This is a genomic window from Burkholderia sp. MSMB617WGS, assembly GCF_001532025.2.
Classification (GTDB): Bacteria; Pseudomonadota; Gammaproteobacteria; order Burkholderiales; family Burkholderiaceae; genus Burkholderia; species Burkholderia savannae.
The window spans coordinates 2,175,514-2,187,491 of record NZ_CP013457.1; the positions used below are offsets into that span (position 1 = coordinate 2,175,514).

Sequence of the window (11,978 nt, forward strand, 5' to 3'; positions counted from 1 at the left end):
CGCGCGGCATCACGCGGCCTGCGCGCGGGCCGCGAGCGCCGCGTCGAACGCGCGCTGCAGCGCGGCCGCGTCGAGGTCCTCGCCGATCAGCACGAAGCGGCTCAGGTCGGCTTCGCCGTCGCGCCAGCGGCGGTCGAAATAGCTGTCGAAGCGCCGGCCGACGCCCTGCACGACGAGCCGCATCGGCGCGCCCGGCAGCGCGGCGAAGCCCTTCACGCGGTAGATCGTGTGCGCCTCGACGAGCGCCGCGAGCGCCGCGAGCGCGGCCTCGCGCGAGCTCACGCGCGCCTCGACGACGACCGAATCGAACTCGTCGTGGTGATGATCGGGATCGTCGGCCGAGCCGTGGTGATCGTGGCGCAGGTGAATCGTCTCCTCGGACGCGGCGTTCAGGCCGAGCAGCGTCGCGAGATCGAGCTCGCCGCGCTGCGCGCGCACGATCTTCACCTGCGGCGCAATCTCGTCGCGGATCGTCGTCTCGACCGACGCGAGCGCGCCGTCGTCGAGCAAATCGGTCTTGTTGACGATCACGAGATCGGCCGACGACAGCTGATCGGCGAACAGCTCGTGCAGCGGCGATTCGTGATCGAGGTTCGGGTCCGCGCGGCGCTGCGCGTCGACGGCGACCGGGTTCTCGGCGAACTGGCCGAGCGCCGCGGCGGGCGCGTCGACCACGGTCAGCACCGCGTCGACGGTGAAGCTGTTCTTGATCGACGGCCAGTTGAACGCCTGCACGAGCGGCTTCGGCAGCGCGAGGCCGGACGTCTCGATCAGCACGTGGTCGATGCCGGCTCGGCGCTCGACGAGCTTTTCCATCACCGGATAGAACTCTTCCTGCACGGTGCAGCAGAGGCACCCGTTCGCGAGCTCGTAGAGCTGGCCGTCGGCTGCGCGGCCCGCTTCGTCGCAGCCGAAGCCGCAGCCCTTCAGGATCTCGCCGTCGATGCCGAGCTCGCCGAACTCGTTGACGATCACGACGATGCGGCGGCCGCCCGCGTTCTGGAGGATGTGGCGCAAGAGCGTCGTCTTGCCGCTGCCGAGAAAGCCCGTGACGATCGTCACGGGAATTTTGCGCATTTGCATGGTGGTTCCGTTGGTCGGTATCGGTTCGAATCGGTTCGATGTCAAGGCGGCCGCGAACGCGCGGCTCATGCGGAGATCGTCACGTCGATGTCGTCGTAGCGCCTGATCCGGTAGATGAGCGCCGAGACGGCCCAGCTCGCGACGAACAGTCCGATCACGAAATAGCCGAGCACGCCGAAGTGCTCGGCCGCCATCGCGACGAAGTCCCAGAGGCCGCCCTTGAGCGCGAGCTTGTCGCCGACGAGGGCGAGCGCCTCGATGCCGCCGATCACGACCGCGACGAGCACCGACACGAACGTGATCGTCATGTTGTAGTAGATCTTGCGGATCGGCCGCACGAACGCCCAGCGGTACGCGCCCATCATCATGATGCCGTCCGTCGTGTCGACGAGCGTCATGCCCGCGGTGAAGAGAACGGGCAGCGCCATCACGGACCAGAACGACAGCCCGCCGTGCGCCTGCGTGGCCGAGATGCCGAACAGCGCGATCTCGGTCGCGGTGTCGAAGCCCAGGCCGAACAGAAAGCCGATCGGATACAGGTGCCAGCTGCGCGACACGATCGCGAACAGCGGCCGGAAGATCCGCGCGAAGAAGCCGCGCCGGTTGAGCAGCAGGTCGAGATCCTGCTCGACGAGCGGCTCGCCGCGCCGCACCGCGCGGAACGTCCGGTGCACGGAGATCAGGATCAGCAGGTTCGCGAACGCGAGCACGAGCAGGAAAAACGCCGACACGCTCGTGCCGATCACGCCGCCCCACGCCTTCATCCCTTCGAAGCGCTCGGCGAGCGTCGCGGCCGTCAAGGCGACGGCGACCGTCATCAGGATCACGACCGTCGAGTGGCCGAGCGAGAAGAAGAGCCCCGCGCCGAGCGGATTCTTTTTCTCGTGCATCAGCTTGCGCGTGACGTTGTCGATCGCGGCGATGTGGTCGGCGTCGACCGCATGGCGCAGCCCGAACGTATAGGCGAGGAGCGCCGTGCCGAGCAGCACCGGCTGGCCGTGGAACGCGGCGAACGCCCAGATCCACGCGCCGACGTTGAACGCGATCAGCAGCGCGTAGATGCCGACGATCTTGCTGCGGAGCTCGGCGGGGCTGTCGTTGAAGAGACGGAGAAACGATTTGAGCATGGCGCTCCCTTTGCGAACCGGTCGACAAACAAGACGAATGCCAACACGCGCGACATCGCGCGCGATGCGCGTGCCGCCGCGCCCGGTTCGTCGTCCGTCCGCGCGCACTGCGCGCCGCTGCGCATTTGCAACGCGCGCGTTTGCGACATGCGCATATGCAACGTGCGCGCCGGCCGCTCGCGCAGATGCGACTCGCGCGGCGCGGGCCGAAGCACGCGGCACCGGACGGGGATGAGCCAGGCAAGGCGGCGTCGAGCGACGCGATGAAGCCGTGGACGACGCGCCGCATCCCCGCGGCGCTGAACCCTGGGGCCGCTCGCCGTCGCGGCGGCGGATGCGCTCGAACGGCGAACGGGCCCCGTGTCTCGGCCGGTATCCGGGCTGACGAAAACGCCGCTTCACCTTCCCGGACGCGATGCGTCCAGTGGTTGGCCGCGCATGCCGGCGGGCATGCGGAGAAGCGGGCGCCGCACCGCTCGCGCGATGCCTTCGCTTACCGTTGCGGGGGCAGCGCAGGTTGGCGAGCCGCGACGCGGCGACGCTCCCTGCTTCCCGTTTGACTGCGTGCGACAAGAACCCGCACGCGAGCACCGAAACGCGAGCGAGTGTAGGCGCGCGGGCGCGGTGCGTCAAGGCGGACAAAAGGCGCGGAAGGACGATGCGGGCGCGGCGGGTGTCGCGCAGCACGGCGGCTGGAACACGTCACGACCGATGGCGGGCCGGCGCGCGAGCGGCGTCGATCGCCGCGCCGCGGCCGAAGCGGCGCGTCGATCGGAGCCGCGCCGGATCAGCCGACACCGCGCGCCGGATGCGGCGTGTCACGGCTGCCCGGCGCGCGAGCGGGCGCAGACGGCGCTCGCGCGCGCAAGCCGGACGCCGCGCCGACGGCCGGCTCGCGCCGCCCCGCGCGGTCGGCCCGGTCGGCCGCCTGCGCATGCCGCGCTGCCCGCGCCGCCCGCCCGGCGCGATCCGGGCGGAGCCGTCGGCCCTCGCCGGCCGCGAGCGCCGACGCCCGCTGCCCGCCCGCCGCGCGCCTTCGGCGGCGTGCCCTCGCGTGTTCGGCGCTGTGCTATCGTATGCGCGCGTTCGGTGCTCGAGCGCGCGACCCGCGCGCTCAGTCAAACGGGAAACAGGAAGCGGCGAGCCCGCGCAGCCTGTGCTGTCCCCGCAACGGTACGCCGCCTGCGACGCGCCCGCCGCGTTCGCGCATTCCGCCATCGCGCCACTGTCCTCGCCACGGACGGGAAGGCGGCGGAATGGCAAGCGGCCAGCCCGGATACCGGCCGACGCAAGGGGCGAGCCGCGCTCGCCGAACGCCCGGTTCCGCGGGGGACGGAACCGGGCGCGCAACCCACGCAGCATGACGCGCCGGCTCGCGAGCCGGCCGTCGATGGCCGAGGCCGCATGACTCCATTCGCTCCAAGCCGCCGGAACCCGCGCGAGCGCGACTCGCTCGCGCACCGCCCGATGATGCGCGTCGCGCTCGGCATCGGCTGCCGCGCGGGACGGCCCGCCGATGCGATCGAGGCCGCGATTCGCGCCGCGCTCGCGCAACTGCCGGATGCGTCGCTCGCCGACGTCGGCGTGGTCGCCACGCTCGACGCGAAGGCGCGCGAGCCGGGCCTCGTCGAATGCTGCGCGCGCAACGGCTGGCCGCTCGCCGCGTTTTCGCGCGACGAGATCGCCGCGCAGCTCGCGCGTTTCGCCCGCGACGCGCGGCGCGCGGCCGGCGCCGCGCCGTCGCTCGCCGCGCGCGCGCGCTTCGGCGTCGACGGCGTCTGCGAGCCATGCGCGCTCCTCGCCGCGCCGAACGGCGCGCTCGTCGTGCGCAAGCTCGCGCTCGACGGCGTGACGGCGGCGCTCGCCGGCCCGCTGTAACGCGCGCCCTCTTCCGATCCACGAACGACACGACTCACAGGACTCCAGTCGATGAAAACCGATTCCGAATCGCATCAACGCATGGCCGAGCGCCGCCGCGCGGGCCACGAGAAAAAGCAGGCGGCCGCGACCGCCGAGAAAGGCCTCTTGATCGTCCACACGGGCAACGGCAAGGGCAAGAGCACGGCCGCGTTCGGGATGGCCGTGCGCATGCTCGGCCACGGGATGCGGATCGGCGTCGTGCAGTTCATCAAGGGCGCGCTGCATACGTCCGAGCGCGATTTTCTCGGCGCGAACGCGCAGTGTGATTTCGTCACGATGGGCGACGGCTACACGTGGAACACGCAGAACCGCGACGCCGACATCGCGACCGCGCGCCGCGGCTGGGACGAGGCGCGCCGGATGATCGAAAGCGGCGACTACCGGATGGTGATCCTCGACGAGCTGAACACGGTGCTCAAGTACGAATACCTGCCGCTCGACGAAGTGCTCGCGACGCTCGCCGCGCGCGCGCCGACGCTGCACGTCGTCGTGACGGGCCGGCACGCGCCCGACGCGCTCGTCGACGCGGCCGATCTCGTCACCGAGATGCGGCTCGTCAAGCATCCGTACAAGGAGCAAGGCGTGAAGGCGCAGCGCGGCGTGGAGTTCTGACGCGATGCCCGCCTGCCCCGCGCTCTTCGTGAGCGCCGCCGCGTCCGGCCAGGGCAAGACGTCGGTGACGGCGGCGCTCGCGCGCCATCACCGGCGGCTCGGGCGGCGCGTGCGCGTGTTCAAGACCGGCCCGGATTTTCTCGATCCGATGCTGCTCGCGCGCGCGAGCGGCGCGAGCGTCTATTCGCTCGATCTCGGGATGGTCGGCGAGCGCGGCTGCCGCACGCTGCTCGCGCGCGCGGCGGCCGACGCGGACGTGATCCTGATCGAAGGCGTGATGGGGCTCTTCGACGGCACGCCGTCGAGCGCCGATCTCGCGCAGGCGTTTGGCGTGCCGGTCGCCGCGGTGATCTCCGCGCAGTCGATGGCGCAGACCTTCGCCGCGCTCGCGTTCGGGCTCGCGCGTTTCCGCCCCGGCGTGCCGTTTCACGGCGTGTTCGCGAACCGCGTCGGCTCCGAGCGTCACGCGCAGCTGCTGCGCGGCGCGCTGCCCGCCTCGATCCGCTGGCTCGGCCATCTGCCGCGTGACGCACAGATCGCGCTGCCGGAGCGGCATCTCGGGCTGCATCAGCCGGACGACGTCGCCGATCTCGATGCGCGCCTCGACCGCGCGGCCGACGCGATCGCGCACACGGCGCTCGCGGAATTGCCGCCCGTCGTCGAATTCGCGTTCGAAGCGGGCCGCGACGGCGGCGGCACCATCGCGACGCCGTGCGCCGCTCACGCCCGCCATCGCGCGCCTTCGACGCCCCGCGCCGCCGACGATCGCGACGATGTCGCGGCGGCGGCGAATGCGGCCACCGAGGCGAACGAGGCCAATGAGGCGGATGAGGCGGATGAGGCGGACGCCGCCGATCGTGCGCGCGAAACGATCGCGGCGGCCAATCACTCGGACGGCGACGGCGACAGCGCCGCGTCCGCCGCGCCGGCCCGCGCGACCAACGACGCCGCGTCGCGCCTCGCCGGCAAACGGATCGCGATCGCGCGCGACGCGGCGTTCTCGTTCATCTACCCGGCGAACCTCGATCAACTGGAGGCGCTCGGCGCCGAGCTCGCGTTCTTCTCGCCGCTCGCCGACGAGCCGGTGCCGGACGGCGCCGATGCGCTCTATCTGCCGGGCGGCTATCCGGAACTGCACGCGGCGCGGCTCGCGGCGAACGCGACGGCCGCGCGCTCGATCGCCGCGCACGTGGCGGCGGGCCGGCGCGTCGTCGCGGAATGCGGCGGCATGCTGTACCTGAGCGATTCGCTGACGGACGCCGACGGCGTGAAAACGCCGATGCTCGGCCTCGTGCCGGGCCACGCGGCGATGCAGCGGCGCTTCGCCGCGCTCGGCATGCAGACACTCGCGACGCGCTTCGGCGCGATGACGGGCCATACGTTCCACTATTCGCGCTTCGCGACGCCGCTTGCGCCCGCCGCCGCCGCGACGCGGCCGGACGACGGCGCGGCGGGCGAAGCCGTGTATCGGCACGGCCCGATCGTCGCGACCTATCTGCATGCGTACTGGCCGTCGAATCCGCGCGCGGCGGCGGCGCTTTTCGCGGGCGACATGCTCTGACGCGTTGCCGCCCGGCTCGGGCAGCCGGGTCGCGCCCGCCGTCATGCCTCGCCGGGCGGCAACGCGGAATTGCAACGCGGGGTTGAATTTCAGCAGGCCGCGCGTTCGCGCCGCGGCAGCCGCTCCGCACACGCGCGGCAGCCGGCCGGCGCGACGCTCGGCGGCGACGCTTCGCCCGCGCGCGGCGCGCGCCGCAAGCGCCTCTCGCCGCGGCGGCCGCGGGCATCAAGCGAGCAGCGTGTCGTCGTGCGCCATCATCAGCGTGCGCATGTCGTGCCACATTCCGTAGTAATGCACGATGAAGCTGTCGGGGCGGCGAAACAGCCAGGGCGTGTTGATGCCGATCATGTCCAAGACGGCTTCGTCCTGAAGCAAGCCGGCCCTCGACATCGCCTCGATGAACTGGAGCTGGTCGCCGTCGCCGGCGTAGACGCCGGATCGGTCGGGCATCGCGGCGATCGTCGCCATGAGATCGCGCAGCATCGCGTCGTTGCGCGGCGTGCGCCGAAAGCCCATCACCCCCGAGTTGAACGGCCACTGGCCGACGTCGCGCGCGAGCAGCACGTCGCGGCCTTCGAGCATCGGCTCGAGCTTGCGATGCGGGTCGGCGATCAGCACGTCGGCGTCGAGCCAGACGACCCAGTCGTGATGTTGCAGGTAGCTCTGCAGCAGCCACGGCTTGAACCAGTTGCCGGTTGCGTCCAGGCCGATTTCGCGCGGAATGTCGCGATGCACGTAGAGCGTGTAGCCCTGCGCTTCGCAGTAGCGGCGGAAATTGCCTTCCGCGATTCGCGCATAACTTTCGATGTGGGAGGTATAGAGCGTCGTGAGCGCGATCGCGCGGCCGGGATTGTACGTGCTGCGCTCGGCGGCGTCGGCGGCCGGATACTGCGGAAACGAAAACATCGGCAGCGCGGCGGCGCGGCACCGGTTGACGTGCTCGACGAGCACGTCCCGGAACCGCGGCGTCACGCCTTTGTGATCCGGCGAATCCGGCGCGTCGTCGATGCTGACCGCGAACGTCGGCACCCGGCTCCAGAGCGGATCGTAGTTGTATCCCGTCGGCATGACGGCGCAGATCCCGTCGATCAACGTCATGTAGTGCTGCGTGTCGAGACCGGCGAGCAACGCGGCTTCGGACGTCGGCGGGCCCTCGCCGCCGAGCCGGCATTGCTTCACGAGCCGCAGCACGGCCTCTCGCACGGCTTGCGTGTTGCGCCAGAACTGCACGTCGACCTGCGGCAGCGCATGCGAGGACGTACGCACGAGCAGCATGTCGCGACCGGCCATCAGGCGCTCGATCGCAACGGGCTCGACGATCGCCGCGTCTTCGCTCAGCAGCAGCACGAGCTCGCCCGGCCGCGCGCGCCGCAACGCGTCGAGCAGCGCTTCGTAGCGGTACAGCGCACGCAGCGGAAGCGCTTGCGGCATCGCGCAGGCGTCGATCACCTCGTGGCGATATCCGTGCAGCCGCGCATACTGCCGATGATTGGCGAGGCTGGCCGGCGCGGGATGGCAAAAATGGCTGAGCACGATCATGGCGTGGCCTGCAGCTCCTCGGCCCGGCGCCGGACCCGCTTGCGCACGCTGTCCATGTCCCATAGCCCGAGGCAGCGATCGGACATCGGCACCACGCCGATGTCGGGCCCGTAGATGATGCTTTCGTGACTCCCCTCGATCAGCAGCGACAGCGGAGCATCGAGATCGTAAGGCGCCATCTCCAGATTGATGGGGGTCCACTGGCCGGTGACGATGTCCGCGTTGCGCGGATACGTGCGATACACGAAGGTGGTGGTCAGCAGAAAGCGTGCGGACGTGTTCGCGAAACGTTCGAACGCGCGGAACACGTCGGCATGAGAAAAATGGAACAGGCAGTCGCGGCACAGAATCAGATCGGCTTGCGGCAGCGCGTCGTGCAGGAGATCGAGATGCATGAAGCGGCGGTTCGCCGCCGCCCACGCCTGCTGGTTGGCGGCGACGAGATCCGGCACGATGTCGGCGCCGATATAGTCGATGCCGGTGAGATCGACGTGGCGCATCCAGTTGAAATCGCCGCACGGCACGTCGAGCATCGACTTCACGCCGAAGCGGCGCAGCAGCCCGGGCAATTCGCGAATGATCTGCGCCGCATTCTTCAGCTCGGAACCCCAGCCGGACACGCTCTCCTGCGAATGCCAACCTTTTTCGTCGTAGATCTTCTGGAATACTTGCGACGCGTCGTTTTCCATGTCACACACCCCTTCTTTCGCGAAGCATTGCGGTCGGTCAGCGCCTGCCGGGTCGTGGCAAAAGAAAGGCTGCTTCGGTCGGACTGGCGATGCGCATCGGATTATACGACGCCAAAATCGACGGCACGGCGCGGCGTGGCCGGCCGGCTCGACGGGCCCGGCCGGCGTGCGCGATGGCGCCGCACTCGCCTTGCCGGCAAACGACACGCAACGAAGCGGGCATGCCGCCGATACGGCGTACCCGCTTCGTTCATTTACCGAGCCGAAAGAACCGCTGCTTGCGCGGCCCGCTCACTCGACGCGCGCGTCGAGCCCCGCCATGATCGCGAGCCCTTCGTTCAACGCCGGAAAGAGGCTGCGGTTGAAATTGTTCCAGCGCAGCTCGAGGATCGTGTCGCCGGGATCGATCTCGGTGTTCAGCACGTCGTGGATCACCTCGCCCGAATCGACGCCGTTGTCGACGTAATGAAACGATGCGCCCGTCATCTTCACCGGCTCGACGGGCACGGTCTCCATCGTCTTCCAGTCGACGACCTTTTGCCCGCGCGCGCCGAAGAGCGCGTCGAGCGTCGCATATGCGCCGCGTCGCTCGTACGGCGACTCCGCGCGCGTGATGCCCGGATGGATGTTGACGATCCGCCGGCAGTACGGCGCGCCCGGGCGCACCAGTTCGTCGAGGATCACGAGCAGCCCGTCGAGCACGACGAGATCGGCGCCGAGCGCGTCGAGCGTGTCGCGCAGATGCGCTTCGAACGCGCGCTTGCCCGCCGGCCGCGCGGGCGAATCGAGCGGCTCGCGCCGGTATTCGGACGGAATCGCGAGCAGCAGGTCGTTGACGAGCCGGCCCGCTACGCGCAGCTCGGGCGGATAGAACCAGCGCTTGCCGGGCTCGTACGCAAAGCCGTATTCGGCGAGCTTTTCGCGGTCGAGCGGCGAACCCGCGTCGTCGTCGTAGATCACTCGCTCGAGCGAGTACGCGTCGCCGAGCTCGGTGTCGTTCAACGCCCCGACGAGCGATTCGAGCACCGATTTCATGTAGCGCTTGCCGCCCCTGTAGTCGACCTGCTGCCCCGCCTTGTCGGCGGCGGCGTTTCTGAGCGACCAGATGTAGACGAGTTTCTTCTTTGCCATCGCAGTGTTGTCCTCTCGTTCGGGCGGCGCGCCGCCGCGCCGCCCATGGGATGATGAGACGCGCTCACCAGTTGTATTTCGCCGTCGCGATCACGGTGCGCTGGTTGCCGTACATGCATACCGAATCCGACTGGCAGCCGGACACGTAGCGCCGGTTGAACAGATTCGTCGCATTGACCGCGAAGCGCCAGTTGCGCATTTCGTAATGCAGCGCGGCGTCGAAGAGCGTGTAGCTCGGCACCGTCAGCGAGTTGTCGGCCGCGCCCGCCGCCGCGCTCATGTAGCGCACGCCCGCGCCGATCCCGAAGCCCGTGAGCGGCCCGTTGCGCCACGTCCAGTCGGCCCACAGCGACGCGATCTGGCGCGGACGCGGAACGTCGATGGGCCACTTGTTCAGCGTGTTGTCGTTCGCCTGCACGTTCTTCACGTCCTGATAGACATACGCGGCGATCACCGACAGCTCGCGCGACAGATTGCCGACCGCGCTCAGTTCGATGCCGCGCGAGCGCACTTCGCCCACCTGCACGAACGTGCTGCTCGTCGGATCATTCGGATTGCTCATCGCGACGTTGGTCTGGTTGATCTGATACACGGCCGCGTTCAGCATCAGGTTCTTGCCGGGTGGCTGCCAGCGCAGGCCGGCCTCGATCTGGCGGCCCTTGGTCGGCACCGCGAGCCCGCCGCCCGAGAGCTTCAGGCCGATTTGCGGATTGAACGACGTCGAATAGCTGATGTACGGCGCGAGGCCGTAGTCGCCGAGATAGGTCAGGCCCACGCGCCCGCTGAACGCGTGATCGTTCTGCTTGAAGCTCGCCGAATTCGCGATGTCGTCCTGCGACGTGCGCGTCCAGTCCTGCCGGCCGCCCAGCGTCAGCACCCAGCGCTGCCACTTGATCTGGTCCTGCACGTACAGGCCGAATACGTTGAGCGTCGTCTTCGTGTCGGTGCGCGGATACGCGCCCGGCCCGCTGAAGATATCGGCCGGGATCGGCGTGTAGACCGGCCGGTACAGGTTGAGGCTCGGCGCCTTCGCGAGCCATTCGCTGTCCGTCGTCGTCTGGCGGTTGTAGTCGAAGCCGAACAACAGCGTGTGCGAAAGCGGGCCGGTCGTGAATTTCGCCTGCGCCTGGTTGTCGACGTCGAAGCGGCTGTAGTTGAACTGGAACAGGCCCGCGTAGCGCGTGAGCGTCGCCATCGTCGGGTCCGCGCCGTCGAGGCCGCCGCCGTAGACGGACGCGTCGTCGAGCGACAGGTGCATCCAGCGCACGTTCTGACGGAACGTCCATACCGGGTTCAGCTTGTGCTCGAACTGATAGCCGAGCGACCATTGCTTCTTCCGGTAGTGATCGAAATTCGCGTCGGCCGTATACAGATCGTCCGAGATCGTGCCGTTCGGGTTCGGCAGCACCGTGCCCTGCGCGGGCAGGAAGTTGCTCGACGTGTCGCCCCAGTCCTGCAGGTACGTCGCGGCGAGCGTGAGCGACGTGTCCGCGTTCGGCTGCCACTTGAGCGACGGCGCGAACGACACGCGCTGATCGGCGAGCGGCCCCGTCTGCGCGTTGCCGTCGCGGCCGACGCCGACGATCCGGTACGACAGCGTGCCGTCCTTGTCGATCTTGTCGCCGACGTCGAACATCAGTTGCTTGCGCGCGTAGTTACCCACCTGCACGCCGACTTCGCGAATCCGCTCGCCGTTCGCGAGCTTGCTCTGCACGTCGACGATCGCGCCGGGGTCGCCCTGCCCGTACAGCACCGACGTCGGGCCGCGCAGCACGGCGATGCTGTCGACCATGTACGGATCGACGCGCCAGCTCGACAGGTTCAGCGTGTTCGGCACCTGCAGCCCGTCGACGAACACGGTCGGCGTGAAGCCGCGCAGCGCCGCGTACCAGTCCGAGCGGTTGTCCGATCCGTAGCTCGAAAAGCCCGGAATGTAGCGGAACGCCTGATTGATGTCGGTCGCCCCTGTCGCCTCGATCTGCTGCGCGGTGACGATGTTGATCGTCTGCGGGATCTCGACGATCGGCGTATCCGTTTTCGTGCCGCTCGTGCTGCGCCGCGCGACGAGACCGATGGTCGCGTCGCGCGGCGCATCCGCCGACACCGATATCGCGGGCAACGTGCCGCCCGACGCGGTATCCCCATTCACCTGACTGCCCGGCTGCCGCGCGTCTCCCCCCGGCTGCACCGCCTGTGCCTGCGCATGACTCGCCGCCGCGTAAAACGCCACGCCCGCCGCGGCCGCGATCGCACGCACGCGCGTGCTGGTTGCCCACTCCATCTTCCGTTGCTCCAAGTTGCAAAGCGGCCGCGAGG

The 11,978-nt window shown here is 69.4% G+C and carries 9 protein-coding genes and 2 riboswitches; of the genes, 3 read left to right on the top strand and 6 right to left on the bottom strand.

The genetic code is table 11. The annotated features are described in order from the left end of the window. Window positions 1-9: 9 nt before the first annotated feature. Both cobW and WT60_RS10780 read right to left on the bottom strand, forming a co-directional pair. Entirely contained in the window at window positions 10-1,083 is a 1,074-nt protein-coding gene (gene cobW, locus WT60_RS10775; protein ID WP_038743048.1) for a cobalamin biosynthesis protein CobW, read from the bottom strand. Window positions 1,084-1,148: 65 nt separating this feature from the next. Then, window positions 1,149-2,210 (bottom strand): HoxN/HupN/NixA family nickel/cobalt transporter, encoded by a 1,062-nt coding sequence (locus WT60_RS10780; protein WP_038743049.1) that lies wholly within the window; start codon window positions 2,208-2,210, stop codon window positions 1,149-1,151. Window positions 2,211-2,559: 349 nt separating this feature from the next. Beyond that, window positions 2,560-2,820: riboswitch (cobalamin riboswitch) on the bottom strand. A gap of 460 nt (window positions 2,821-3,280) precedes the next feature. Continuing rightward, a riboswitch (cobalamin riboswitch) is annotated at window positions 3,281-3,513 on the top strand. A 164-nt stretch (window positions 3,514-3,677) separates the two neighbouring features. Between WT60_RS10780 and WT60_RS10790 the strand changes: the two genes are divergently transcribed. The 3 genes from WT60_RS10790 to WT60_RS10800 are packed head-to-tail and all read left to right on the top strand — an operon-like array spanning window position 3,678 to window position 6,303. Beyond that, window positions 3,678-4,088 carry a cobalamin biosynthesis protein gene (locus WT60_RS10790; protein WP_038743051.1) on the top strand — a complete coding sequence of 137 codons (411 nt, stop codon included), beginning with the start codon at window positions 3,678-3,680 and terminating at the stop codon, window positions 4,086-4,088. Between the two features lie 51 nt (window positions 4,089-4,139). Continuing rightward, the gene (gene cobO, locus WT60_RS10795; RefSeq protein ID WP_038743052.1) at window positions 4,140-4,742 is read left to right on the top strand and encodes a cob(I)yrinic acid a,c-diamide adenosyltransferase; all 603 of its coding nucleotides are present in this window, start codon (window positions 4,140-4,142) and stop codon (window positions 4,740-4,742) included. A gap of 4 nt (window positions 4,743-4,746) precedes the next feature. Then, complete coding sequence (locus WT60_RS10800; RefSeq protein WP_060356041.1) at window positions 4,747-6,303, top strand: cobyrinate a,c-diamide synthase; 1,557 nt, start codon at window positions 4,747-4,749, stop codon at window positions 6,301-6,303. A gap of 225 nt (window positions 6,304-6,528) precedes the next feature. Here the strand turns inward: WT60_RS10800 and WT60_RS10805 are convergent, their stop codons facing one another. From WT60_RS10805 to WT60_RS10820, 4 genes are all read right to left on the bottom strand, one after another. After that, on the bottom strand, window positions 6,529-7,842 hold the full coding sequence (locus WT60_RS10805; RefSeq protein ID WP_038743054.1) for a galactosyl transferase GMA12/MNN10 domain protein: 1,314 nt from the start codon (window positions 7,840-7,842) through the stop codon (window positions 6,529-6,531). Then, window positions 7,839-8,531, bottom strand: coding sequence for a methyltransferase domain-containing protein (locus WT60_RS10810; RefSeq protein WP_052144962.1), 693 nt, complete (start codon window positions 8,529-8,531; stop codon window positions 7,839-7,841). Before WT60_RS10810 ends, WT60_RS10805 begins: the two co-directional genes overlap by 4 nt. Before the next feature lie 291 nt (window positions 8,532-8,822). Continuing rightward, the gene (locus tag WT60_RS10815) at window positions 8,823-9,662 is read right to left on the bottom strand and encodes a formyltransferase family protein (protein WP_038743055.1); all 840 of its coding nucleotides are present in this window, start codon (window positions 9,660-9,662) and stop codon (window positions 8,823-8,825) included. A gap of 64 nt (window positions 9,663-9,726) precedes the next feature. After that, window positions 9,727-11,943 carry a TonB-dependent siderophore receptor gene (locus WT60_RS10820; RefSeq protein ID WP_060356040.1) on the bottom strand — a complete coding sequence of 739 codons (2,217 nt, stop codon included), beginning with the start codon at window positions 11,941-11,943 and terminating at the stop codon, window positions 9,727-9,729. Window positions 11,944-11,978 lie beyond the last annotated feature (35 nt).

What these genes read in the sequence shown, in the direction of transcription:
- WT60_RS10780 (WP_038743049.1), bottom strand. Translation starts at nt 2,210, where the DNA reads ATGCTCAAATCGTTTCTCCGTCTCTTCAACGACAGCCCCGCCGAGCTC.
- WT60_RS10790 (WP_038743051.1), top strand. Translation starts at nt 3,678, where the DNA reads ATGATGCGCGTCGCGCTCGGCATCGGCTGCCGCGCGGGACGGCCCGCC.
- WT60_RS10810 (WP_052144962.1), bottom strand. Translation starts at nt 8,531, where the DNA reads ATGGAAAACGACGCGTCGCAAGTATTCCAGAAGATCTACGACGAAAAA.
- cobW (WP_038743048.1), bottom strand. Translation starts at nt 1,083, where the DNA reads ATGCAAATGCGCAAAATTCCCGTGACGATCGTCACGGGCTTTCTCGGC.
- cobO (WP_038743052.1), top strand. Translation starts at nt 4,140, where the DNA reads ATGAAAACCGATTCCGAATCGCATCAACGCATGGCCGAGCGCCGCCGC.
- WT60_RS10800 (WP_060356041.1), top strand. Translation starts at nt 4,747, where the DNA reads ATGCCCGCCTGCCCCGCGCTCTTCGTGAGCGCCGCCGCGTCCGGCCAG.
- WT60_RS10805 (WP_038743054.1), bottom strand. Translation starts at nt 7,842, where the DNA reads ATGATCGTGCTCAGCCATTTTTGCCATCCCGCGCCGGCCAGCCTCGCC.
- WT60_RS10815 (WP_038743055.1), bottom strand. Translation starts at nt 9,662, where the DNA reads ATGGCAAAGAAGAAACTCGTCTACATCTGGTCGCTCAGAAACGCCGCC.
- WT60_RS10820 (WP_060356040.1), bottom strand. Translation starts at nt 11,943, where the DNA reads ATGGAGTGGGCAACCAGCACGCGCGTGCGTGCGATCGCGGCCGCGGCG.